This window comes from Rhodococcus sp. 66b, from assembly GCF_002076325.1.
Classification (GTDB): Bacteria; Actinomycetota; Actinomycetes; order Mycobacteriales; family Mycobacteriaceae; genus Rhodococcus_F; species Rhodococcus_F erythropolis.
In genome coordinates this window covers 1-24,070 of record NZ_MUZB01000002.1, presented here as the reverse complement: position 1 = coordinate 24,070, position 24,070 = coordinate 1, and the positions used below count along the sequence as shown (strand labels likewise).

At 62.0% G+C, this 24,070-nt stretch carries 20 protein-coding genes and 2 riboswitches; of the genes, 12 read left to right on the top strand and 8 right to left on the bottom strand.

The features are described 5' to 3' along the window. Position 1 precedes the first annotated feature (1 nt). A riboswitch (cobalamin riboswitch) is annotated at positions 2 to 210 on the top strand. Positions 211 to 369: 159 nt separating this feature from the next. The 3 genes from metE to B0E55_RS03050 all read left to right on the top strand — a co-directional run bounded on the left by metE (position 370) and on the right by B0E55_RS03050 (position 4,862). After that, a complete protein-coding gene (gene metE, locus B0E55_RS03060; RefSeq protein ID WP_080909248.1) occupies positions 370 to 2,634 on the top strand; it encodes a 5-methyltetrahydropteroyltriglutamate--homocysteine S-methyltransferase in 2,265 nt (754 codons plus the stop codon). A 219-nt stretch (positions 2,635 to 2,853) separates the two neighbouring features. Next, positions 2,854 to 3,798 carry an alpha/beta hydrolase gene (locus B0E55_RS03055; RefSeq protein WP_080909072.1) on the top strand — a complete coding sequence of 315 codons (945 nt, stop codon included), beginning with the start codon at positions 2,854 to 2,856 and terminating at the stop codon, positions 3,796 to 3,798. Then, entirely contained in the window at positions 3,795 to 4,862 is a 1,068-nt protein-coding gene (locus B0E55_RS03050; RefSeq protein ID WP_080909071.1) for a quercetin 2,3-dioxygenase, read from the top strand. Before B0E55_RS03055 ends, B0E55_RS03050 begins: the two co-directional genes overlap by 4 nt. A gap of 42 nt (positions 4,863 to 4,904) precedes the next feature. Here the strand turns inward: B0E55_RS03050 and B0E55_RS03045 are convergent, their stop codons facing one another. Together B0E55_RS03045 and B0E55_RS03040 are read right to left on the bottom strand one after the other, a co-directional pair. Continuing rightward, positions 4,905 to 6,503: an ABC transporter substrate-binding protein gene (locus B0E55_RS03045; RefSeq protein ID WP_021332161.1), complete on the bottom strand. Its 1,599-nt coding sequence runs from the start codon at positions 6,501 to 6,503 to the stop codon at positions 4,905 to 4,907. A 174-nt stretch (positions 6,504 to 6,677) separates the two neighbouring features. Continuing rightward, a complete protein-coding gene (locus tag B0E55_RS03040) occupies positions 6,678 to 7,292 on the bottom strand; it encodes a TetR/AcrR family transcriptional regulator (protein ID WP_080909070.1) in 615 nt (204 codons plus the stop codon). 104 nt (positions 7,293 to 7,396) lie between these two features. On the opposite strand from B0E55_RS03040, the gene B0E55_RS03035 reads away from it, so the two are divergent. The 5 genes from B0E55_RS03035 (at position 7,397) to B0E55_RS03015 (ending at position 13,379) form a co-directional block, all read left to right on the top strand. Then, the gene (locus B0E55_RS03035) at positions 7,397 to 7,948 is read left to right on the top strand and encodes a MarR family winged helix-turn-helix transcriptional regulator (protein WP_019745012.1); all 552 of its coding nucleotides are present in this window, start codon (positions 7,397 to 7,399) and stop codon (positions 7,946 to 7,948) included. A gap of 109 nt (positions 7,949 to 8,057) precedes the next feature. Then, complete coding sequence (locus B0E55_RS03030) at positions 8,058 to 9,257, top strand: homogentisate 1,2-dioxygenase (protein WP_080909069.1); 1,200 nt, start codon at positions 8,058 to 8,060, stop codon at positions 9,255 to 9,257. Further along, complete coding sequence (locus tag B0E55_RS03025) at positions 9,254 to 10,123, top strand: hypothetical protein (RefSeq protein ID WP_019745014.1); 870 nt, start codon at positions 9,254 to 9,256, stop codon at positions 10,121 to 10,123. The genes B0E55_RS03030 and B0E55_RS03025 overlap by 4 nt, the downstream gene beginning before the upstream one ends. Continuing rightward, positions 10,120 to 11,310, top strand: a complete 1,191-nt coding sequence (gene fahA / locus B0E55_RS03020; RefSeq protein WP_080909068.1) for a fumarylacetoacetase — start codon at positions 10,120 to 10,122, stop codon at positions 11,308 to 11,310. The genes B0E55_RS03025 and fahA overlap by 4 nt, the downstream gene beginning before the upstream one ends. Positions 11,311 to 11,388: 78 nt before the next feature. Further along, positions 11,389 to 11,482: riboswitch (SAM riboswitch) on the top strand. Between the two features lie 31 nt (positions 11,483 to 11,513). Beyond that, positions 11,514 to 13,379, top strand: coding sequence for an FAD/NAD(P)-binding protein (locus tag B0E55_RS03015; RefSeq protein ID WP_080909067.1), 1,866 nt, complete (start codon positions 11,514 to 11,516; stop codon positions 13,377 to 13,379). Between the two features lie 52 nt (positions 13,380 to 13,431). On the opposite strand, the gene B0E55_RS03010 is transcribed toward B0E55_RS03015, so the two are convergent. The 4 genes from B0E55_RS03010 to B0E55_RS02995 form a co-directional block, all read right to left on the bottom strand. Beyond that, entirely contained in the window at positions 13,432 to 15,855 is a 2,424-nt protein-coding gene (locus B0E55_RS03010) for an ATP-dependent Clp protease ATP-binding subunit (RefSeq protein WP_029256076.1), read from the bottom strand. Between the two features lie 114 nt (positions 15,856 to 15,969). Further along, positions 15,970 to 16,485, bottom strand: coding sequence for a hypothetical protein (locus tag B0E55_RS03005; RefSeq protein ID WP_019745018.1), 516 nt, complete (start codon positions 16,483 to 16,485; stop codon positions 15,970 to 15,972). Between the two features lie 12 nt (positions 16,486 to 16,497). Then, a complete protein-coding gene (locus B0E55_RS03000; RefSeq protein WP_080909066.1) occupies positions 16,498 to 17,634 on the bottom strand; it encodes an MFS transporter in 1,137 nt (378 codons plus the stop codon). Then, the gene (locus B0E55_RS02995) at positions 17,631 to 18,533 is read right to left on the bottom strand and encodes an NAD(P)-dependent oxidoreductase (RefSeq protein WP_046379105.1); all 903 of its coding nucleotides are present in this window, start codon (positions 18,531 to 18,533) and stop codon (positions 17,631 to 17,633) included. Before B0E55_RS02995 ends, B0E55_RS03000 begins: the two co-directional genes overlap by 4 nt. 102 nt (positions 18,534 to 18,635) lie before the next feature. Here B0E55_RS02995 and B0E55_RS02990 point away from each other — a divergent pair, with 102 nt between their 5' ends. Then, positions 18,636 to 19,220, top strand: coding sequence for a CGNR zinc finger domain-containing protein (locus B0E55_RS02990; protein ID WP_019745021.1), 585 nt, complete (start codon positions 18,636 to 18,638; stop codon positions 19,218 to 19,220). Here B0E55_RS02990 and B0E55_RS02985 read toward each other — a convergent pair. Continuing rightward, the gene (locus B0E55_RS02985) at positions 19,217 to 19,846 is read right to left on the bottom strand and encodes a TMEM175 family protein (protein ID WP_019745022.1); all 630 of its coding nucleotides are present in this window, start codon (positions 19,844 to 19,846) and stop codon (positions 19,217 to 19,219) included. The genes B0E55_RS02990 and B0E55_RS02985 overlap by 4 nt on opposite strands. Positions 19,847 to 20,062: 216 nt before the next feature. Between B0E55_RS02985 and B0E55_RS02980 the strand changes: the two genes are divergently transcribed. From B0E55_RS02980 to B0E55_RS02970, 3 genes are all read left to right on the top strand, one after another. Further along, a complete protein-coding gene (locus tag B0E55_RS02980) occupies positions 20,063 to 21,313 on the top strand; it encodes an MFS transporter (protein ID WP_078377366.1) in 1,251 nt (416 codons plus the stop codon). 16 nt (positions 21,314 to 21,329) lie between these two features. Continuing rightward, positions 21,330 to 22,994, top strand: a complete 1,665-nt coding sequence (locus tag B0E55_RS02975; RefSeq protein WP_020970557.1) for an amidohydrolase — start codon at positions 21,330 to 21,332, stop codon at positions 22,992 to 22,994. A gap of 97 nt (positions 22,995 to 23,091) precedes the next feature. Beyond that, entirely contained in the window at positions 23,092 to 23,751 is a 660-nt protein-coding gene (locus B0E55_RS02970) for an LppP/LprE family lipoprotein (RefSeq protein WP_080909065.1), read from the top strand. A 94-nt stretch (positions 23,752 to 23,845) separates the two neighbouring features. On the opposite strand, the gene B0E55_RS02965 is transcribed toward B0E55_RS02970, so the two are convergent. Then, positions 23,846 to 24,070: DUF6537 domain-containing protein (locus tag B0E55_RS02965; protein ID WP_133053397.1), on the bottom strand; the 225-nt coding region annotated here is incomplete at its 5' end.

Genomic DNA, 24,070 nt, shown 5'->3' with positions numbered 1-24,070 from the left:
GACCGTTCCCGGCGTCGAAGCCCCGTCAGCGCAAGCTGTCGGAGTGAGAGGGAACCCGGTGAAAATCCGGGACTGTCCCGCAGCGGTAAGCAGGAACGACCGCCGTTTATGTGCACTGGGCATCCGCCTGGGAAGCGACGGCCAGTAGGTTCGATCCAACTCGATCGAGTGCCCGCGAGTCCGAAGACCTGCCGACTGTGTCGGGCACGCCGTGCCCGACGGTCCACCGCCTCGTGGAATGGGCGTGTAGATCTCCATCGGACCTCGTGTGCGGTGCGGGCAGTACTGTCCGCCGAAACTCGAGGTCTCGTGAGGTATACCCGTCTGCCGGCAGTGGCCATCAATGCATTGGCAATCTGGAGAAACTCCGTGACAACAACATTCACTTCGACCGTGCTGGGCTCACCGCGCATCGGTCCTCATCGAGAACTCAAGCGGGCAACCGAAAGCTACTGGGCAGGGCGCATCGACGCCGACGCCCTGCAGGCTGTCGCCCGTGACCTCCGTCGGCAGGGCTTGGCCGACCTCCGTGACCTGGGCCTCGACTCCATCCCGGTCAATACCTTCTCCTTCTACGACCAGATGCTCGACACCGCAGTTCTTCTCGGCGCGCTGCCCGACCGCGTCGCGTCGGTCGCCGATCCGTTGGACCGCTACTTTGCCGCTGCCCGTGGGACGGACACCATCGCGCCACTCGAAATGACGAAGTGGTTCGACACCAACTACCACTACCTGGTGCCGGAGATTTCACCGTCCACCACGTTCGCACTCGACCCGTCCAAGGTCTTGTCCGAACTGGCAGAAGCACTTTCCGACGGCATTGCAGCCCGCCCGGTCGTCATCGGACCGGTCACCTTCCTGCTGCTCTCGAAGGCTGTCGGCACAGACGAGCCGCTGCTCTCGCGGCTCGACGAACTACTCCCCCTCTACGCGGATCTACTCGGTCGGCTCGCGAAGGCCGGTGCGAGCTGGGTTCAGCTCGACGAACCCGCCCTCGTGGGCGATCGCACCGATGAGGAAATCGAAGCGGCACGCGCTGCGTACGAACAGCTTTCAGCGCTGTCCGAGCGGCCGTCGATCCTGTTGGCGTCGTACTTCGGTTCGCTGCGTGACGCGTTGCCCGCGCTTGCGTCCACCGGCGTCGAAGGATTTGCCGTCGACCTGGTGGCCGGTCAGGATTCGATCGGCTCCGTACCTGAACTCGCCCGCAAACTAATCGTCGCCGGAGTGGTCGACGGACGAAACATCTGGCGGTCCGATCTGGACTCGGCACTGAGCACTTTGGGTGCCTTGCTCGGCAGCGTGGACACGCTTGCCGTCTCCACGTCGTGCTCCCTGCTGCACGTTCCGTACACACTCGACGCTGAGTCCGATGTCGACAAGGCCCTGCGCTCGTGGCTCGCGTTCGGCACCGAGAAGGTCAAGGAAGTAGTAACTCTCGCAACCGCTCTCACACAGGGCCGAGAGTCGGTGGAGGACGAGTTCGCTCTGGCACGAGCGGCCGCGTCGACCCGCAAGGACGATCGCAGACTTAATGATGCGAGTGTTCGAGGCCGTCTGGACGCGGTGCTGAACTCGGCGACCGGTCGCGCGCCCGCCGCCGAACGTCGCGCTGCCCAGGACGAGCTGCTTTCTCTGCCGCCGCTGCCCACGACGACCATCGGTTCATACCCGCAAACCTCGAAGATCCGCATCGCTCGCGCAGCACTGCGCAAAGGTGAGATCGACGAAGCCGAGTACGTCAACCGTATGCGCGCCGAGATCGCCGAAGTTGTTGCGCTCCAGGAAAAGCTGGACCTGGACGTGCTTGTTCACGGTGAGCCGGAACGCAACGACATGGTCCAGTACTTCGCGGAGCAGTTGGACGGATTCTTCGCCACCGCCAACGGTTGGGTCCAGTCGTACGGCACCCGCTGCGTGCGTCCGCCGATTCTGTACGGCGACGTCTCGCGCCCGAAGCAGATGACCGTCGACTGGATCACGTACGCACAGTCCCTGACCGACAAGCCGGTCAAGGGCATGCTCACCGGACCAGTCACCATTCTGGCCTGGTCGTTCGTCCGCGACGACCAACCCCTCGCCGACTCGGCAAATCAAGTCGCACTGGCCATTCGAGACGAGACCGTCGACCTGCAGGCCGCCGGAATCGGAATCATCCAGGTCGACGAACCGGCTCTGCGAGAACTACTCCCACTGCGTGCCGAGGATCAGCGCGCCTACCTGGACTGGTCGGTCGGCGCCTTCCGGTTGGCCACCTCGGGCGTCGCGGATTCCACCGCGATCCACACGCACCTGTGCTACTCCGAGTTCGGAGCGGTGATCGGCGCCATCGCCGGCCTCGACGCGGACGTCACGTCCATCGAGGCAGCACGCTCACACATGGAGGTCCTCGACGATCTCAGTTCGGTCGGGTTCGACCTCGGCGTCGGCCCCGGTGTCTACGACATCCACTCGCCGCGGGTGCCGAGCGTCGACGAGATCGCGGAGTCGCTACGCGAAGCACTCAAAGCTGTTCCGGTCGAACGATTGTGGGTCAACCCCGACTGCGGATTGAAGACTCGCGGTTCCGTCGAGGTCGAAGCGTCACTGCGTAACCTCGTCGAAGCCGCGAAGGTGGTACGAGCGGAGCTTTAGGGGCAAAGCCCCGGTGCGCCTTTTTGGTAGTGGGCACTACCCAAAAGGCGCACGGGGTGTCGTGCCCTGTGACCGATCCTTCTCGAAGAATCGGATGTTCGCTTCCGGATCTCTCGCTTTCCTGTTACCTTGCCTTACTAGACAGTGACCTAAGGAGAGGCCTTACAACCGCGAAAGCGACGACCCAGGCCCGGGTTCACGTCGAAGGAGTTCACCCACGTGGACACGGTTTCGACCGATGTCCGCCATTCCACCGTCGAGTACGCCCCTGGCTTACATCTCGACATAGTCCGACCGAAGGACCCACCGCAGCCATTGCCTGCAATCGTGTGGATCCACGGCGGCGGATGGCGGCTACAAGACCGCACGGCCAGCCCAGACCTCGCGAAGCATTTCGCTTCAGCGGGATACGTGATGGTCAGCATCGACTACCGGTTGGCGCCGGACACAATTCACCCCGGCCAATTGCTCGACGTTCGGCGCGCAGTGCGCTGGCTGCGCAGCAACGCCGCCGAACATTGTGTGGATCCTGATCGAATTGGACTCTGGGGATCGTCGGCAGGAGGGCACCTCGCAGCGCTTGCCGGCATCCATTCCTCGACGCTGTGCCTCGAACACGAAGAGGCCTCGTCCGTCAGCTCCGCTGTCCACGCCGTCGTCGACGGTTACGGTCCATCGGATCTACCTGCACTGGTAGATCTTTCGTCTCCGAGTTCCGAATCCGAAAAACGATCGCCCGAGGCATCACTGTTGGGTGGACCGATTCGAGACAACCTTGCCGCCGCATACGATGCGAGCCCGGCCCGCGTAGCCAAGGGCAGCACACCCCCGTTCCTCGTCATGCACGGGAGCGAGGACACGATGGTTCCCTTCCACCAGAGCGTCACTCTGTACGAGTCGCTCGCCTCCTACGGAAACGACGTGATCCTGTATCTCGTCGACGGTTTCGGCCACGGATTCTTCAATCCGGGCCATGTGTTGGAGTTGGGACCCGGCCTCAGTCTCGATCAGGGGCACCTCGAGCGCGATCCGTCGGCGCCCGCAACCATCCGAGCCTCCACCAATCGTTGGAAGCAGTTCGTCGAACTTCACCCGTGCGCGTCGTTCGCGGCAATCGAAGCCTTTTTCTCTCGAACGCTGAAAGCAGGTGCACCCGTCACATGACCACATTCGACATTCCGAGCCTCGACGACGTCCAGTCCACAGTTCCCGAATCGGATTCTCTGCCAGGGCGTTGCGTGCCCTATCACCTTTCTGCCGGCGAAGGTGAGCGATACCAACTGGGCGGCCAACTCCTCACAGTCATCGCCCGCCCGCAGGATACGGGTGGACAGTTCGGTGCCGCCTACGTCTACGGCGGTGCCGGCGTAGAGACACCGTTCGTCCAGCACTCTGACGAATTCCGCTTCCTGTACGTCACCGATGGTCGACTCCAAGTCTGGCTTCCGGGCGAAACCAACGTCCTCGTAGCGGGAGACGCAGTGTCGATCCCACCCGGCACGCCGTACGCGTACCGCATGCTCGCGCATCGCACGCGATTCCTGAGTTGGCTCACCGTCGGTGACGGACACAGTTGGGGCGCAGCATCGGGCACCGCCACTCCGTCGCACGTCTTCGACATCAGCGCTGACCAGAAGGTTTCGGATGCGCGTCAATCCGAACTCGCAGCACAGTACGGAGTTCGGGTACTGGACCTGGAGAAGAAGGATCTTCCGTCCTCGCCGGGATCGATTTTGCCCCAGTCCAATTCGGCCTACGTCCTGCACGCTGGAGAAGGTGACCGATGGGCGAGCATGGACCAACTCAACACCTATCTCGCACGCTCCCGAAACACGGATTCAACGTACTTCGCGATGCACACCAGCGGCGGCAAGAGTCCATACATTCCGTTGCACTTCCACCGTCAGCACACTGAGAACTTCTTCTGCCTCGAGGGCCGACTTCTGTTGCACGCGAACGGTAAGGAAATCCTTCTGACCAAGGGTGACTTCCTTCACGCACCTGCCGGTACCGTGCACAGCTTCTCGTTCGCCAGCCACAGCACGCAGATGCTCGGACTCCTGACCACCGGTGTGTTCGAGAAGTTCTTCGAATACATGAACCGTCCGACCGAGGCTCACATCCACGTCGAAGGAGGCGACATGACCTTCCCGGGTGAAGGATTCGGGCGCGCTCGTGCCGAACTGGACCTGGAGGTCGTCGGGCCGCCCCCAACCACCGGTCAGTGACAGCGACGAGCGCCTCGAGGGGCACGGGCCCCTATGCGGGGATCAACTCAACCACGTGTTGCCGAAGAGCAGAATCCCGTCCGCACTCGGCATCACTCCGTGCACGTTCTCGCGCCACGGGATGAAAACCTTGCCGGAGTTGACCACGGCCATCGGCGCCGTCTCGTTGACCACGGTTTGAATATCGTCGATGACGGCTCGCCGCTCATCCTCGCCCGACGCTGTTTGCAGCTTGCCGAGCAACTCGTCCATCCGAGCGTTCTTGTAGCCGAGAATGTTCGACGGCGATTCGCTGAACAGGTTGCCGTACATACGCACGAACGGTGACTCTTCCAGCACGTTGAACGCGAAGTAGGACACGTCGTAGTCATGCTTCGCGTACAGCATGGAAATCAGATCGTTGATGCTGGTTGCGTAGGTGATTTCGACCGTGAAACCCACTGCCTGCAAGAGCGACTGAAACGTCAGTGCGCTGCGCTGCGTCGCCGGATCGTTCATACCGACGTACGTCAGTTTTCCGTCGTAACCGTCGGCCTTCGCCTCGGCGAGATACTTCTTCGCCGCCTCGGGGTCGAAGCCGTTCCCGGCCACCGATCCGTGCCACTGCGACCACGACGCGAACATGTCGGTGCCGGGTTCGCCGAAGCCGCCCTGAACTCGCTCGTTGAACGTAGTCGGGTCCACCGCAGCGACAATCGCCTTACGCACGCGCTCGTCCTTCGCTGCCCGATCGTCGCGCTGATTGATTGCCAGAACGCCGGCCATGCTGGCCGAGTACACAAATCCTGGATCACCGGCTTCGAAAGCCTCGTGTATGAAATCGGGAGACTTCAGATAGGCGACCTGAATTCCGTCGGTGTGCAATCCCTCGAGTTTGCTCTTCTCGTTGACGATTGCCGGAAAGCGCAACTTCTCGAGGTACGGCGCCCCGTCCCAGTACGTCGGACGGGCAGCGAGCACCAATTCGTCCTGGGAGGCGAACTTCTCGACGGTGAACGGACCTGCCCCGATCGGGGTGAACGTGCCGGTAGCCATCGCCGAGGGCGCGACGATCATGCCGGGACCGGTGGTGAACATGATCGGGAACTCGTCCCACGGCTGCGCCAATGTGAAGACGACCGTACTCGGATCCGGTGAATTCATCTCGCGCACAGCGGTCTTCCACACCAGCGCGTGAGTTCCCTTCTTCTGCAGATAGTGATCGATGCTCCACAGGACTGCCGCACTGTCCATCGGAGTGCCGTCGCTGAAGGTGACGCCGTCGCGCAATTTCAGTGTCCACACCGTGTTGTTGCCGTTGGCCGACAAAGACTGCGCCAAGTGGGGAACGTATTCGCCCGCCGCCGTATCGAAGCGCATCAGAAGGTCGTAGATGGCTGCCATTTCGCTACCACCGGTAGCGCCGCCGTCCTGACGGTCAGCCGGATCGAGACTGCTGATCCCGTTGTAGGTGGCAAACGACACGGTGCCACCCGAGCGCGGCTCTCCCCCGTTGTTCTGGTCACCGACAACTCCGACCGTCACGTCCGATGCATCCGTGGTCGTACCTTGGCTGCTACCGGCGCACCCCGTCACCACCAGTGTCGCCGACGCCAGGACAACCATCCAGATTCGAGAGCGAGCTCGGTACGAGCGCTTCATTGCGACTCACTTTCACAGTTCACGGACACGTCGATCCTTGGATCGGACATCCCGGCAGTTTTGTAAGTGAATTCTAGGTAAGGACGCTTCCTGCGTCTTCGTTTTCACGAAGCTGAAGCGATGATTCGCATTCACAGCGACAGAAACAAGAACTGAATTCTAGAGTGACACCGTTCAGCGAAGTACCAGTCCGATGACGTCTTCGACGTTCCGCTGGGCCTCTGCGAATCCGATCCGGCCACTGGTCCACAGTGCAAGGGCCGTCAACATCGTGCCGCCCATTGCCACGGCCGCAACCCGCGCCGTCTCGGCCGGAATACCGTCCATCAATTCGAACAGCATTCTCCGATGTGCAGTCGCGCGCTGATCCAACGACTCGATCACGAACTGATCCGAGGACGAATGGAGTTCGATCTCGAGTCGAGCGAAGTGAGGCCTACGCTCGAATGCCTTCATCTCGCGGCGATGAAGTGCCAGAACCCGTTCGTACGCGTTGCTCTCTTCGCCGCCCGTTTGCGACTCCTCAGGACGACGAGCGGATTCGAGCCCGCTCCACGCCGTCATCGCCGCAGCAAGAAGTTGCTGTTTGGTCGGAAAGTAGCGATAGAGAGTGCCTAGCGCCACGCCTGAACGCTCCGACACTTCTTTCATCTGGATTCGATCCGACGGCATCTCTGCAAGCATCTCGACCACCGCCGTGGTCAATCGTCGTCTCCGCTCGAGTTGCCCCACCGACATGAGGTCGGTATCCAGGGGAAACTCGTCGCTGCGCACAGTCACGCGCGTCACGATAGTTCAGAACCTCGACCGCAGTGCCAGGTTGCGAAGTTTCATCAGAACCCCGAAATCTAGTACATAGATTAATCACCTGCCGATCGCGCTAGGGTTAGTCCATGAATGACCGGACAACCGATGACCAGTCAACCGTCGGCGAACTCAATTTCTGGTCGTTCATCGAACTGGCCAACAAAAAGCTGGCCACCGAACACGGCTTTCGCGATCAGCTCGCCACCGAGGTTCTCCTGACGCTCAACCGAGCCTCCAACGTCGTCACGTACGATCTCGAGTCGTCGATCCACCGCCCTCGAGGCTGGTCATGGTCCTCCTTCCGACTGTTGTTCGTCACCTGGCTGGCCGGTCCGATCGAGCCGAAGGCTGCCGCCGAGCTCACCGGAATGAGTAGGGCAGCGGTCTCCAATCTGTCCAAGTCGCTGCTGGCAGACGGATTGATCGATCGTCGGCCCACCGAGAACGACGGCCGTTCGGTCCAGCTGTACCTGACCGACAAAGGCCGAGAAGCCATGGTCGAAGCGTTTCGCGAGCAGAACGAACGCGAACACGCCTGGGTCAGCGTCCTGAGCGAGGCCGAACAGCGAATTCTTGTCATGCTCCTGGACAAACTGATCACCAACCGCAGCCAGTTCGACGTACGCGGACGTAACTGACATAGACCCGAACCCCCTTGGAGGGTTGCGCCCATCACATCATTTTAGTTAATGTATTTACTATCTGGTGGAGGTGAGCCAGGCAGAACAGCACAGAAGGAGCCCCGTCATGGCGTTCTATCGACAACTCGGCAACATCCCACCGAAGCGTCACACCCAACACCGTGACGAGTCCGGCAACCTCTACTACGAAGAGCTGATGGGCGAGGAAGGTTTCTCCTCGGATTCTTCGTTGCTCTACCACCGCGAGATCCCGTCGGCCATCGTCGACGCAACGGTCTGGGAACTGCGCGATCAGAGCACAACCCCCAACCATCCCCTCAAACCGCGCCATCTGAAACTCCACACGCTGTTTCCCGAAAGCACCTGGAACGAGACCGACGTGGTAACCGGCCGTCGTCTCATCCTCGGAAATGCCGACGTGCGACTGTCCTACGTCGTTGCGGCGGCGCCATCTCCCCTGTACCGCAATGCAATCGGCGACGAGATGGTCTACATCGAATCTGGCGAGGCGACCGTCGAGACTGTCTTCGGCACACTCGAGGCCTGTGAAGGTGACTACGTCCTGATCCCGATGTCCACAACGCATCGATGGATCCCCAAGGGTGACAAACCACTTCGTGCCTACGCCATCGAAGCGAACAGTCACATCGTCCCGCCCAAGCGCTATCTTTCCCGCTTCGGCCAGCTACTCGAGAACGCACCGTTCTGTGAACGAGACCTGCACGGACCGACCGCGCCCATGATCGCCGAAGGCACCGACATCGAGGTACTGGTCAAGCACCGCACGTCGGCGGGCATCGTCGGCACCCGAATGGTTTATCCCACGCACCCTTTCGATGTCGTCGGTTGGGACGGATGCTTGTACCCGTACACCTTCAACATCTCCGACTACGAGCCGATCACGGGCCGTGTTCACCAGCCGCCGCCCACGCACCAGGCATTCGAGGGGAACAACTTCGTGATCTGCAACTTCGTGCCCCGCAAGGTCGACTACCACCCCCTGTCGATCCCCGTGCCGTACTACCACTCGAACGTCGACTCGGACGAGATCATGTTCTACTGCGGCGGTGACTACGAGGCACGCAAGGGTTCCGGCATCGGGCAGGGTTCGATATCGATTCATCCCGGCGGCCACGCCCACGGCCCACAACCCGGCGCGTACGGGCGAAGCATCGGCGCCGAGTTCTTCGACGAGCTGGCCGTGATGGTCGATACGTTCCGGCCCCTCGAATTGGGTGAGGGAGCCTTGGCCTGTGAAGACGAAGCGTACGCCTGGAGTTGGGCAGGGCGGGGGCCTCAGCAATGACGATCATCTCCCCACTCCTGCGTGGCCTGTGCGACGACGCAGCACTCTTCCCACCCGGCAATGCTCCTCTCGCCGAGGCAGTTCCGGCCCACGCGGCCTACCAGCAGGCGGACTACGACGCACTGGTCGGGCCCTTCGTCTTTCCCGCGCCGCGATTGAGCGAACTGGCCGCGTACGTTTCAGCTGACAACCCGGTGACGCTGAGTCTGACTGTGCCGGCCGGTCCAGCCGATACGGCGGCGGCACTGTCGAACGCGCTCGCTATCCCCGGTGTCAGCGTCGCCGCCGTCGAAGTGGGAATTCCTGACGGGTTGGACGCCGAAGCCGCCTTCGAGGAACTCGCTCCCGTCCATGCCGCTCATCCCGACCTGGACATTTTTGTCGAGGTACCCCGCGGTGATCGACGCGTGGACTTTCTGACGGCGCTCGAAACCGCCGGGTATTCCGCGAAGTTTCGCACCGGAGGAATTGTCGCCGAAGCGTACCCGGACGAGGACGAGCTCGCCGACGCCGTGATATCCGTTGTCCGAGCGGGTATCCCGTTCAAGGCGACCGCGGGACTGCATCACGGCGTGCGCAATACCGATCCGGAGACAGGTTTCGAGCAGCACGGCTTCCTCAACATCATGGTGGCCGTCAACGCTGTGAGGCGGGGCGCCGACCGCTCGGAAGTTGTTGCTGCTCTGGCGCAACGCGATGGCGAATCGATCGCGCAAGCCCTGGCCGAACTGACCGCGGACGAGGCCGGCGAGGTGCGTCGCCGCTTCCTCTCGTTCGGGACCTGTAGCATTTCGGACCCTCTCACCGAACTCGAAGGTCTCGGATTGATCGTCCGCTCCGACAAAACCGAAGGAACACTCGTATGACCGTCACGACCATCGACATTCCCGCCGACTCGTTGTTCGGGATCGACAATCTGCCATACGGCATCTTCTCCCCCGCCGGAGGATCACCGCGTGTTGGTGTTCGGGTCGCCGACTCGGTGGTCGATCTCGCAGCGACACTGGGAGATTCCGTCTTCGCCGAACCGAGTCTGAATGCGTTCATGGCGCTGGGCCGAGATCAGTGGGTATCGGTGCGTAATCGGATCACGGATCTAGTGACCGGCGAAATAGTCTCGGACGCAGTGTTTCCCGTCGACTCAGTCACAATGCACTTGCCGATCGCGGTGGCCGACTACGTGGATTTCTACGCGTCGGAAAATCATGCGACCAACCTCGGACGCCTGTTCCGACCCGACGCTGCCCCCTTGATGCCGAACTGGAAGCACCTTCCGGTCGGATACCACGGGCGCTCGAGCACCATCGTCGTCTCCGGCACCGATATCGTTCGCCCCTGCGGACAGCGCAAGTCACCCGATCAGGAGAACCCGGATTTCGGACCGTCCCGCCGCCTCGACATCGAGGCCGAAATGGGCTTCATCGTCGGAACTCCCTCGAAGATGGGCGATTCCATCACCCCGGACGACTTTGCCGAGCACGTCTTCGGCGCCGTCGTCGTGAACGACTGGTCCGCCCGGGACATCCAGGCGTGGGAATACGTCCCTCTCGGCCCGAATCTCGGGAAGAGCTTCGCGACGTCCATCTCTGCGTGGGTTGTCCCGTTGCTCGCGCTCGAAGAGGCCCGAATCGATACGCCGGTGCAGGACCCCGAACCTCTCTCTTACCTGCGCGGCGAGGAGAAGTGGGGGTTGGACATCGACCTGGCCGTCGAATGGAACGGTCACGTCGTCTCCCGGCCGCCCTACGCCCAGATGTACTGGTCGCCGGCGCAGATGCTCGCGCACACCACCATCAACGGCGCAGCAGCGAGCACCGGCGATCTCTTTGCATCCGGAACCATTTCCGGACCGGACAAGGATCAGCGCGGCGCCTTCATCGAACTGACCTGGGGTGGCAAGGAACCCGTGACTGTGGGCTCCGAGACTCGAACCTTTCTCGAAGACGGCGACACCATCGCCATCTCAGCCACCGCTCCCGGCGTCGGCGGATCACGAATCGGCTTCGGGGATGTTCACGCTCGGATCCTGCCGGCAACGCAAACCGAAAGATAACGATTGACAACTGTTTGATTCACGCTGATCTGATGTCCGGAATTCCTTGCCTCACGATTCTCCGAAGATAAGCTGGACTAACCATCCAGAGCGATCGAGAGTCCTGGCTCCGTGACGTCGCAGCAACCCCCTCTGCTGAGGTGCGGGTGCTTTCGGCCAGGTCCGATGGAGGACTCGTGCCAGGCGATCGACCCCGTACCTCAGTGGGGACAGCAGCTGTCGTCGTGATCGTGGGCGGTGGCCCCCGCGGGACCGGCGTACTCGAGCGAATCCTCGCTCACGAATCGGTGAACGCCGATCCCATACCGATCGACATTCACGTCGTGGACCCGTATCCGGCAGGCGCCGGCCGCATTTGGCGAGGCAGGCAGGCGCCGCTTCTGTGGATGAATTCGACAACCGCGGACGTCACGATGTTCACCGACGAGACCACCGCCGTGACCGGCCCGGTGCTGCCGGGTCCGACCCTCGCGGAATGGGTCGCCGAGCACTCGGCTGAACTTGCCGAATTTCCCGAAATCGCGGCAGAAGTTCCGATGATCACCCCGTCGTCGTTTGCATCGAGGTCACTGCAGAGCCGATACCTGAACTGGGTGTTCCAGACCGCGGTCGACTCTGCACCAGCGCACGTCGACGTTCGGGTTCATCGACGATCCGTGGTCGACATCGTGAACGTCGGCGAGATACAGACGGTTCATCTGGACGACGGAGTTGTCATCGAAGCGACGGCCGTCCTTCTCGCGCAAGGGCACCCCGATGCGTTGGCTGCCCCGCGTGAAACCGCGCTGACCAGCTTCGCGTCCGAGCACGAGTTGACCTACGTAGGTCCGGGATACACCGCCGACCTCGACGCCGATGTCATTCCCGAACGCGAACCGGTTCTGATCGCCGGACTCGGGCTGGCTTTCATCGACTGGATGGTTCTCCTCGCCGAGAGCCGCGGCGGCGTCTTCGAACGCGGTGAGGACGGCACCCTCACTTACACTCCCTCGGGTCGGGAACCTCTGTTGTACGCCGGATCTCGTCGAGGCGTGCCGTACCACTCCAAGATTTCGTACTCGATCGCCGACGCGCGGCCACCGCTACCCCGGTTCTTCACCGCTGATCTTGTGCCCGGCGACGGGCCGTTGGATTTCCGAAACGACATCTGGCCGCTGGCGTCGAAAGAATTGGCAGGCGCCCACTATCACGAACTGTTCGCGTCGCACCCGGATCGGACGGTGGGCACCTGGGAGGAGTTCGACGCCGAATTCGCCTCGCTGGCTTGGGGATCGTCTCGATTGCAGGAACTGGTCGAGAACGCAGTTCCGAAGCCGGAAGACCGTATCGATCTCGAGCGACTGAACCGCCCACTCGGCGGTGAGCGCTACGACGGACTTGCCGAGGTCCAATCCCGGATCAACGAATACATCTCGGCAGACGTCGCGCGGAGGTCGGACCCGTATTTCAGCGCCGACGCCGCTGTCTTCTCAGCGCTGCTGTCGACGTACATGACTGTCGGAGAATTGCTGCGGCGTGGCAGAATCCCGGCCGAATCCGTCGCCAAGGACGTCGAGGGTTGGCTTCATTCGTTCTTCAGCTTCATCGCCAGTGGTCCGCCACCCGAGCGACTGGAACAGTTGATCGCGCTCAACGAGGCCGGCATCGTCCAGTTCCTCGGGCCGGATTCAGCGTTCTCCACCGAGATCGACCCGGCAACGGGGGCTGGGATCTTTGTCGCTCGCAGTGCGTCGCACACCGACATCGTGGCCGCGAACACCCTCGTCGAAGCACGCTTGCCGGTTGCTTCCATCAGCGCGAGCGGTGACTCGCTCCTGCGGACGCTTCACGGTCGGGGCGAGGCAGTCGAACTTCGTGCGACCGTGGACAGTTCGGCGAAGCTCGCCGTCGACGGTACGTCACGAATTCTCGACCAGGACAACACAGCTCATCCTCGCCGCTTCGCGGCCGGGCCGTGGGTTGCAGGCCACAACTGGTCGGCGGCTTTCCCTCGTCCCCGTACCAATGCGGGGTTTTTCCGGCACAACGACGCCCTGGCTGCGGAGATTTTGGGCGCTGCGCGCCTGTGAGCAGTTAGGGAGTCCAGAGACTCCCTAACCGCTCACAGGGGCTGTGCCCCTCCTAGCTGAACACCAACTCACCCTCGTCAACCGCGACGGTGATGCTGCCGCCCTCTTCGAGGAGATCATCGAGCAGCATGTCGGCGATCTTGTCGTCGACCACACGCTGAATCGAACGTCGCAACGGGCGAGCCCCGAACTCGGGTTGATGCCCGTGCTCGGCAATCCAGTCCACTGCGTCGGCGGTGAACTCGATGTCGATGCCCTTGGACTGCAACCGCTTCCGGCTGTCGTCGAGCAACAGATCAGTGATCCGGTGCAGTTGCTCGGTGTCGAGCTTGCGGAAGATCACGATCTCGTCGATGCGGTTGAGGAACTCCGGCCGCATCGATTCGCGCAACCTGGCCATCACGCGGTCGCGCAGTGGCTTCTCCGCCGACTCTGCATCACCTGTGGTGAAGCCCAGTCCACCGGACTTGCTCGAGATGATGTCCGAGCCGAGGTTGCTGGTCATGATCACGACGGTGTTCTTGAAGTCCACCGTTCGACCCTGGCCGTCGGTCAGACGCCCATCGTCGAGCACCTGGAGCAAGGTGTTGAACACGTCCGGGTGTGCCTTTTCGATCTCGTCGAGCAGGATCACCGAGTACGGGTTACGACGCACCTGTTCCGTGAGCTGTCCGGCCTCGCCGTAGCCGACATATCCGGGAGGAGCACCGACCAATCGGCTTACCGTGTGCCTCTCACCGAACTCACTCATGTCGAAGCGCAGCATCTTGTTCTCGTCACCGAAGAGTGTGGCAGCCAGAGCTTTTGCGAGCTCCGTCTTGCCGACACCGGTGGGTCCGAGGAACAGGAAGCTACCGACGGGACGATCCGGATCGCTCATACCGGTCCGGCTACGACGCACCGCACGCGCGATTGCGCGAACGGCGTCATCTTGCCCGATGACACGACCGTGCAGTTCCTCTTCCAGACGGCGCAGGCGATCTTTCTCTGCTTGAGTCATCTGGCTGGCCGGAATACCCGTGGCACGGGCGACAACCTGGGCGATCTGTTCAGCAGTCACATCCGGAGTTTCCTCGGAAGGAACCGAGGATCCTGCCTTCTCGAGACGCTTTGCGACGCCGTTGATCTCGTCACGCAGGGTCGACGCCTTCTCGTACAATTCATCGGCGACGGCTTTCTCCTTGTCGCTCTCGAGCTGCTCGAGACGTTGCTGCAGTGCAGCGGTGTCCACGGTGGCCGTCTTCAACCGAAGCCTGGCGCCGGCCTGGTCGATCAAGTCGATTGCCTTGTCCGGCAAGAACCTGTCGCCGATGTAACGTGCCGACAGCTCCACCGCAGCGGTGATCGCCTCGTCGGTGTAGTGCACCTTGTGGTGATCCTCGTACCGACTGCGCAGTCCGCTCAAGATCGCGATCGCGTCCTCGATCGACGGCTCCCCGACCTGTACGGGCTGGAAGCGCCGCTCGAGCGCGGGATCCTTCTCGATGTTCTTGCGGTATTCGTCGAGCGTGGTGGCGCCGACGATGTGCAGTTCACCGCGAGCGAGCTTGGGCTTGAGGATGTTTCCGGCATCCATCGCACCTTCGGCGCCGCCTCCGGCACCGGCGATGGTGTGCATCTCGTCGATGAAGACGATCAGCTCGTCCTTGTGTGCGGTGATCTCGTCGATCACCTTGGTCAGCCGTTCCTCGAAGTCTCCGCGGTAGCGAGTACCCGAGACCATGCTCGAGAGTTCGAGCTGGACTATCCTCTTGCCCACCAACGATTCCGGGACATCCCCGTCGACGATGCGCTGGGCGAGACCTTCGACGATGGCAGTCTTGCCGACGCCGGCCTCACCCACCAGGACGGGGTTGTTCTTGGTGCGGCGGGAGAGGATCTCGATGGTCTGTTCGATCTCGTCGGCGCGGCCGATCACCGGATCGACGCCGCCGTTGCGTGCGCGATCGGTGAGATCGACGCCGTACTTGTCGAGCGTCGGTGTGGTGGACTCGTCTTCGACTGGACCGGCTGCAGGATTCTGAACCGCTGCCTGCAGCTTCTCCGGCGTGATGCCGGCCGAAGCGAGCAGACGACCCGGAACATGATCGGGGTCACCAGCCAATGCGATGAAGAGGTGTTCGGGATCGATGTACGTCGATCCCAGGGCTCGGGCCAGTTGATGAGCCTCGAGTAGAGCGGTTTTCACGGCGCTGCTGAGCGCAGGAGCAGAGTAGGCCCCCTGCTCACGGCCTTGTGGCAGCCGCAGGTCGACGGCGTCGACCACGGATTTCGGGTCGGCTCCGGCGCGCTGCATGAGCGTGCGGACCGGATCCTGCTCCGCCATGACGCGGAGAACGTGCAGTGCATCGAGATCCGAATCACCGCGAGCAGCCGCTACACGTGCAGCGTCAGCCATGAGTTGCTGGGTGGCCCTGCTCATGAGCCGGGAAATATCGATGCGACCGGGACCCTCGGGCCCGAAGAATGCTGGCATTCCGAAGCCTCCTTGCAGAAAGTTGAGCGTTACTGACTCAATTAACGTGCATGGGGCTCGATCAATTCCCGCGGGCTCAGATTTGTTTCAACACCTTCGGGCCACAGATCGTTCTCAACTACCAAAGGATCCGGTAGATCGACCGACCGGGTACGCCTCGACGTGCATGATCACCGATCCCTCGCAGGGACCACTCGCGATGTCGGTACGCCACGAACCTTTCAGACTGCCATCGGGCTGAGGTGTGTAATACGCCTCGGAGTGCGCCGGTGCCCACACCTTGGGCACGCCTTCCCCCTGGTAGCAATCCCACTCCCAGTCATAGGGGTGCACCCAACTGGTTCCGTCCCAGGTGTATCGCGCAGGCTGCGGCAACGTCGGATTGGCGGGAGCCGGACCGCCGACCACTGTGGCGATACAGACTCCGCTCGAGCAATCCGTCTCGAACGTGTATGTATCGGAGAAATCCGGCTCCCACTGGCTGGCGGCCAGACTTGTGCCCGTCTTGGTCGCGGCGAAACGCTTGAGCGAGTAATCACCGGACCAGTTCGCATCCGCAGCCCCCGCGGGCATCGCTCCGGCGACAAACCACGTAGCAACGAGAGCAACCACCAGCAATGACTTTCGCATGCGTGAAGTGAATCACAAGCTATGTCCGAATTGTCGGATACTGACCACAAGAACACCGACGACGATCAGCACCAGCGAAACCAACGGCAACGCTCCCGCACCCCTGTCCGCCAAGATCAGCCCGCCCACGACGCCGCCCGCTGCGATCGCCGCATTGAAGATCGTCACGAAAACCGATTGCGCAGTGTCCACAGCGTCGCCCGTCGTGTCGGCGAGCGCAGTCTGAAGGAGAGTGGGAGCGCCTCCGAATGCCACGCCCCATACCGCAACGCTGAGTGCGATCACTGCGAAGCTGTCACCGCCGGCCCGGTCGACAAACACCCCGACCACACCGATGCCCACGAAGGCGAAAAGTCCGAACACGAACAAGACGATTCCCAACCGATCGCCGAAACCGATGCGATCCAGAAACGCCGCCAGATACGTGTACACGATGTTGTGCGCGAAGATCCACAAGAACGCGACAAACAGAATCGGTCGTACGCCCGGCAGGACCAGGACTTTCCGCACCGACAGCTGCCGATCCGCTAGTTGCCCGGGAAAGTCCGGCATCACCGTGAGTATCCACACGACCAGAAGTAGCGCAGCAACCGACATCACGGCGAAGACTACGCGCCAATCGGCCAGGGTCCCGAACCACGCACCCATCGGAACGCCGATTGCCAGCGCGATCGGCTGTCCGACGGAGGCAACCGCAACGGCCCGCCCCTGCAGACGAGGGGGCGCCATCCTGCGTGCGTACCCAGCAAGCAACCCCCACACCACACCTGCTGCCATGCCCGCCAGAAACCGAACACCCAAGGTGAGAACAAGATTCGACGACAGCGCTGTCACCAGATTGAAGACACCGAATCCAACAGTCGCCGACACCAGGACAGCACGTCGTCGCAATCCCCGGGTCAATGCGATCAGTGGTACCGCCCCGACGACAGAGCCCAACGCGTATGCAGTGACCAATTGCCCGGCACCGGAGACAGATACGGACAGTCCGGACCCGATCTGCACCAGTAGTCCGGCCGGCATGGTTTCGGTTGTGATCGCTATGAAGCCTGCCATTGCGAGTGCCGACAACCCGGCCAGCGGTAGTGTCCGGACGGAATCGGTCTCCGCCAGTGCAGAAGTCGCAGTCCCGTCCGAGTTCGCGCTCACCTCGTCGATGGTTCGGGACTGCCTTCACCCGACTGGCCGGAACGGACCAGTTCTGCAATCGACGCCCAGTCCATCTCGCCCTGACCGTTCGCCAGAGCCTGAGCGAGCACGCCTCGAAGTACGCCGCCGAACGGCAAATCCAGATCGACGCTGTCGGCGGCGTCGAGCGCAAGCCTCAAATCCTTGAGGCCCAGAGTGGTGGTGAATCCTGCAGGCTCGTACTGACGCGTCGCGACGAGGTTTCCGTAGCTGGAGTAGACCGGCCCCGGGAAGATCGTCGAGGTCAGCAGTTCTACGAGTTGGCTTCCGTCCACACCTGACCTCTCCCCCAATGTGATTGCCTCACCCAAGGATTGAATCGCGGCAAGGATGAGGTAGTTGCCGATGATCTTGACGATGTTGGCCTGCTCCGGACGCTCACCCTGTGGCCACGTGCGAGCCCCGATGACGTCGAGGAAGGGTTGCACTCGCTCGAGGAGGGAACTGTCGCCGCCGGCGATGATGTTCAACTGGCCGGCCTGAGCAACAGAAACGCGTCCGAATACCGGCGCCGCGATGTACCCGATGCCGTACTCGGCGTGCAGTGCGGCGGCGCGCTTGGCAAGGCCGACGCTGACGGTGGCCATGTTGACGTGCACGGTTCCAGTCGGAACGGATGCGAGTACGGCGGGATCCAGAATGGCCGCAGACACGGCCGAATCATCCGCCAACATCGACAGCACAACACCGGACTGGAATGCCTCGGCAACGGTTTTCGCGCCAGTCGCCCCTTCCGCGACCAATTCGGCCACCGCTTCAGGGCTGCGATTCCACACCGTCACGTCGAAGCCTGCACCCATCAGATTTCGAGCGATGGGACGACCCATCGCACCCAAACCGACCACGGAAACAGAAGTCATGGATTTCCCTCTCGAAAATGCTGAACCATCTAAGACGGTTCAACACTCTCACACAGGTACAGTTGCTGTCGAACCGGTTGAGATGGTTCGCTACAAAGGAGGATGAAAGTGAACGAAGCAGGAGCTGATCAATCCGCTCGGGACGTGTTTCGACTCGACAACGACACGCTCGCCTTCCGCTTCACCGCCACCCTCACCAATCGGAACGGCTCGAGGTTCGAACGACTCACGAGCCCGCAGCGACTCGAATTATGGTTACGCGCCAACGATCTGATGGACACCCCAGCAACCGCGACAGAAGACGACCTCCGCGGCGCGCAGGATTTACGTGAGGCCATTCATCGCATCGGAACCGCCGTATGCGAGGACCGCCGCGCCTCACGCGCCGATGTCGGGATCGTCAACACCGCATCCGAACTCGGTGATGCCCACCTCGTCCTCGAGAGTGGCCGGGCCCTCTGGAAATCAGCCGGACACAATCCGATCCGCGACGCTTTGTCGATAGTGGCTGCCGACGCGATCGCGGTGCTCGGTGGACCCGACCACGACCGCGTCAAAGCCTGCCAGGGCGACGGGTGCACCGGCCTCTACGTCGACACCAGCCGCGGCAACAACCGACGCTGGTGCTCGATGAACATCTGCGGAAACAAAGCCAAGAAATCCGCGATGACCGCTCGCGCCGACTAGCTCATCTCACCTTCACCGCGACTCCATTTCGCCGCCACTCGGTTCCACAGCTTCTCGATCGGCGTCGACAGCAGGAGAAGAAACAGCGGGAAGTACGACGTCACCGGAACGAGCACACTGACGAGCAGCGCCACCACCATGATCAGGAAAGTGACGATTTCAGCGGTGAAATGCGGCTTCGCATTCTCTTCACTCAACGAAGGGTTGCGAACCAGACCCCACGCGACCACCGCCAGGCACGCAGCACTGGCTGCCATTGTCCCGATGTAGAGAGCCCTGGTTCCGAGATCCTGCGACGGCGCTGCAACGAGCGCAGTCGGGAACGGCAAGAACACGATGGTCATCACCCACAACCCCAGCCCGCGCACAACCACCTTGTCTCCGTCGACCACGAAACGAAGCAGCCGATGCTGCGACCACCAGAGACGGAAGATCACCAGAAAGCTCAGGGCGAACGAATAGAACTGCGCAGCGTGATCGCGCAGGAGTTCCGACGTGGTGCCGTGGTGGTCACTGGTGAGTTCGACCAGCGGCAGGACGAGCAGCGTGATCGCAATAGCGACAATCGCGTCGACGAAAGTGACGTAGCGCTCGAAGTAGCGGGTGCGTTCCGCAATCTCAGCCATTGCGGAAGCATAAGCCTCACAACAAGAAACAGACCGGCGACGCCACTTTGCGGGAGGCGGTATCCCGAAACATACAATTAACGAATCAAATTCGTTATACCTCTTGACCGAGGCAGGGCCCATCCCCATACTTAACGAATCACATTCATTAAGTGACTCGCATCACGCCATCAGGGGTCGGTTCCGCCACCCCCTTCAGGACATGGGGTTGCCCTAGTGCCAATCAACGCTTCTGCGATTACGCAGTCCGACCGGGTTCCACTCACCGCCAACCGCGGTATTGCCGTCTTCAGCATCGGTGTCATGGGATTCATCACCGCGAACCTCATCCCCCTGATGATCGTGGCAATGGTCGAGGACCTCGGTGTCACCGAATCCGCCGCCGGTGCCGTCCTGACCGCATCGCTGCTGGTCTGCGCGTTCACCTGCCTCGCCACCACTCGTATCGCATCGGGTCGGCATCGTCATCTCCTCGGCCGCGTCAGCCTGATGGCAATGGCAGCCGCATTCGGCGTTGCGGCCATCGCACCGTCCACGATGATCGCGTGTACCGCGATCATCGTCGGCGGCATCGGCGCTGGCGGATCTGCATCCGTTGGTGGAGCGGCACTGGCCGCGCTCACGAACCCGGACCGGGCGTCAAGCATCAGCGGCCTCGTGAACCGTGTCGTCGTCACAGCCGTCCTCGCTCTCATACCCATCCTCGGCACACACATGACCAACGCATTCGGCATCGTCGCAGTCCTGGCACTGGCTACCGCAGCAACGGTCACCTGGTTGCCGTCATCCCCGGTGAAAGAGTCGCCGGAGACGGCGAAGTCCGCCAAGACGACCACCACTCTCCCCGCCGGGGTAAGCGCGAAACGACTCACTTTTGCCGGAACCGCATTTCTCGCGATGCTTGCAGTCTGGGCGATCAGCGAAGACTCACTGTGGGCAGTACTCGGCATCATGGGTTCCGAGCACGCCGGACTCTCGGATCAACAAATGAGTCTCGCGCTGAGCGCATCAACGGCGGGTGGCGTGCTCGCGGCTGTTACCTTGACCGCGTTGGGTTCTCGGGTCAGTCGGACAGTATCGATCTCCGTGCTACTGATACTCGGGGCAATCCTGAAGCTGTCTGCCAGCCTCACCACCGATCCCACGATCTACCTGGTACTGGTCATCGCCTGGAACACTGTCTACGCGGCCACGTTCATCGTCTTGGTTGCCATCTCGGCCGCGCTCGACGCCGCCGGCCGATGGTCGGCCCCACTACTGGGCACCTACCTCATCGGCTCCGCGTTCGCGCCACTGTTCGGCACTTCGGTGACGGCCAGCCTCGGGTATCCGACCTTCGGAGCCATCATCTCCGGGATCAGCTTCGTTCTATTAGTCCCGTTCGCCTTGGTTTCCCGACTCTCCGCACGTACCGAGGGTGCGTATCGTCACCACAGCGCCGCCATCACTACTACCGTCATCGCGTAAGGATCACGTAGAAGTCATGAATGACAGCATCACTCACTACCGCAACGGAAAGATCTTCACGGCTGCCGACGACGGATGGGCCGAATCGATAGTCGTCGAGAACCACAAGCTCAGATTCGTGGGCGAAACCGTCTATGCCGATATCCTGGCTCCCGACGCCGAGGTGATCGATCTCCAAGGCGCCGTCGTGCTACCCGGTTTCGTCGACGCCCATACACATTTGGTCATGATGGGATTCGCGCTGCAGAAGTTGGATCTGCGTGATGCCACCGATCTCGCCGACATTCAGTCCAGCATCAAGCAATTCGCGGAATCGAACCCGGACGCACCACGTCTGCTGGGTCGCAGTTGGTTGTTCTCCGCGCTGGATGGAGGGCACCCGACGCGAGAGATGATCGACGCCGTCGTGCCCGATCGCCCGGTGTACCTCGACGCCAACGACGTACATTCGGTCTGGGTGAACACTGCAGCACTGCGAGAACTCGGCATCGACGCGCACACGCCCGATCCGATCGGCGGTCGTATCGGCCGGGATCCGGACACCGGAGAAGCCACCGGAATGCTGTACGAGACCGCCATGATGCTCTACGTCTGGCCGAAACTGGCGGAGCTCGCATCCGACGAGGACCGGGACGCCGCCCTCGCGCTCGCGTTCCGCCACTATCTCGAGGACGGCGTGACCGGCGCGGTCGACATGGCTCTCGGCGCGGACGAATTAGCTTCGCTGGAAAGAGCATTGGATGCAGGAGACGGCACATTGCCGCTGCGCGTCGCGGCTCACTGGCTGATGACCCGCGAGGACAACGAGGCCGACAACGTCCGACAAGTTCACGACGTGATCGAACTCCACGAGCGCGTCCAAGGTCCGTGGCTCCGTATCGCCGGAATCAAGATCATCATCGACGGTGTGATCGACAGCTGCACTGCCGCAATGAAAGAGCCGTACTCTGACGGCACCAACGCCGAGCCCATCTGGGATCTCGAGTCCTTGATCCCCGTCGTGACAGCCGCTGACGCCGCAGGCCTGCAGATCGCGATGCACGCGATCGGCGACGAGGCGTCGGAGATCGGATTGACGGCACTCGAGTACGCGATCGCCGCCAACGGAGACATTCCCCGCAGGCACCGAATGGAACACTTGGAGTCCATCACCCGGGACAACGTCGAAAGGCTTGCCCGCCTGGGAATCATCGCCTCGATGCAACCGGTTCACGCTGACCCTGCTATCCAAGAGAACTGGCAGGCGATGCTCGGCGACTACCGGGTGAATCGCGCGTACCCCTGGCCCGAATTCACCGAGGCCGGAGCGGTTCTGGCGTTGGGTTCGGACGCTCCGACGGCGCCCCACCCGCCGCTGCCGAACATGTTCATCGCCACCACCCGTCGATCCGCAATCGATCCGTCACTGGCACCCAACCTGCCGGGGTACGCACTCCCCCTCGCGGACGCGCTGGCTCACGCAACCCGCGACGCTGCCTACTCGTGCCGGTGGGAAGATGTGACCGGCCAACTGGTTCGGGGAAAAGCAGCCGATTTTGTCGTACTGAAACAAGATCCGTTCACCGAAGGGGTCGATTCTCTCCTGACCACGGAAATCGCGATGACCGTGGTTGCCGGATCCGTGCGATACGACTCCGCTCGAGCCACAAACACCGAAGCCGTCAACACCGAAGCCCGATAGCTGATCGTTATCAGTTGTTCGATAACGCACGCATGCGGCCCGGCGACAGAACGAGGGAGGGACTTGAACACGTGAACCCACACTCTCTGGAGGACGCATGCGCAGGAAAGCTCCGATTTCGGCCGCCGTCGCTGTCTCGGCACTGGTGACGGCCACTGCCCTGATGGTCGCCGGTTGCGGGTCGACCGAGGGAACACCCGAGGCGGCGGCTAGTTCAACAGCGTCAAGCTCAACGGCGTCGGCGACCTCGACGGCAAACGAATCCGGGACGACGGTAACGAGTTCTCCCCCGCCGCAATCGGGCACCCCAGCAAGCGAATCCGTGCCGGCGACGACGCCTGCAGTCCCGGCTTCAGGTCCCTGTGTCGACGTCGACTCCCCGGTCGTCACGGACGCAATCGGCACCTTGGGAACCGACGTCAACGGCGGCAGCTGGATACCGAGATCCGCGAGCGAGGAGCAGATCGGTAATTGTCCTGACCTGCTCTGGGTTTCGGTCGATGGTGACGGCGTGGGCGATGCGACGTATCAGTCACACGTCCTGTTCTTCCACGACGGGACTTACCTGGGCACGGCTACCAGCAAGCCGTACTCGTACACACACGTCATCGACAGCAACAAGGATTCGGTATCCGTCCAATACCGTTGGCTGCTGGACGACGACGCATTCTGCTGTCCCCAAGGCGGACCGAACATAGTGAACTTCACGTGGAACGGCAGCGCCGTGGTTGCCGACGGCCAGTTCCCGCCCTCCTGAACCCGTTTCCGTACGATACAGCTCTGAATACAACTGTGCCCCAGCGACAACGGTCGCTGGGGCACAGTCTTCTTCGATCTACTCGCTGACGCTCCTACTCACCGACACCGAGTTCGCGCAGGCGAGTCTTGTACAGCTCGATGTTGCCGAGCTTGATGTCCTCGTAGCCGCGAACCACGTCCGGCAGCGCCGCGATCTCGACGGCGCGATCGTATCCGTCGGTTGCGAGCGTACGAGAGAGATCAGCGATCATGGCCTCGTACTCGGCGAGCAGTTCACGCTCGACCTTGCGGACGTGCATGTAGCCGAAGGGATCGAG

Excerpts from the sequence above, each read along its gene's own strand:
- B0E55_RS03050 (WP_080909071.1), top strand. The coding sequence starts at position 3,795 with ATGACCACATTCGACATTCCGAGCCTCGACGACGTCCAGTCCACAGTT.
- B0E55_RS03045 (WP_021332161.1), bottom strand. The coding sequence starts at position 6,503 with ATGAAGCGCTCGTACCGAGCTCGCTCTCGAATCTGGATGGTTGTCCTG.
- B0E55_RS03035 (WP_019745012.1), top strand. The coding sequence starts at position 7,397 with ATGAATGACCGGACAACCGATGACCAGTCAACCGTCGGCGAACTCAAT.
- B0E55_RS03030 (WP_080909069.1), top strand. The coding sequence starts at position 8,058 with ATGGCGTTCTATCGACAACTCGGCAACATCCCACCGAAGCGTCACACC.
- B0E55_RS03025 (WP_019745014.1), top strand. The coding sequence starts at position 9,254 with ATGACGATCATCTCCCCACTCCTGCGTGGCCTGTGCGACGACGCAGCA.
- fahA (WP_080909068.1), top strand. The coding sequence starts at position 10,120 with ATGACCGTCACGACCATCGACATTCCCGCCGACTCGTTGTTCGGGATC.
- B0E55_RS03010 (WP_029256076.1), bottom strand. The coding sequence starts at position 15,855 with ATGCCAGCATTCTTCGGGCCCGAGGGTCCCGGTCGCATCGATATTTCC.
- B0E55_RS03005 (WP_019745018.1), bottom strand. The coding sequence starts at position 16,485 with ATGCGAAAGTCATTGCTGGTGGTTGCTCTCGTTGCTACGTGGTTTGTC.
- B0E55_RS02995 (WP_046379105.1), bottom strand. The coding sequence starts at position 18,533 with ATGACTTCTGTTTCCGTGGTCGGTTTGGGTGCGATGGGTCGTCCCATC.
- B0E55_RS02990 (WP_019745021.1), top strand. The coding sequence starts at position 18,636 with ATGAAAGTGAACGAAGCAGGAGCTGATCAATCCGCTCGGGACGTGTTT.
- B0E55_RS02985 (WP_019745022.1), bottom strand. The coding sequence starts at position 19,846 with ATGGCTGAGATTGCGGAACGCACCCGCTACTTCGAGCGCTACGTCACT.
- B0E55_RS02975 (WP_020970557.1), top strand. The coding sequence starts at position 21,330 with ATGAATGACAGCATCACTCACTACCGCAACGGAAAGATCTTCACGGCT.
- B0E55_RS02970 (WP_080909065.1), top strand. The coding sequence starts at position 23,092 with ATGCGCAGGAAAGCTCCGATTTCGGCCGCCGTCGCTGTCTCGGCACTG.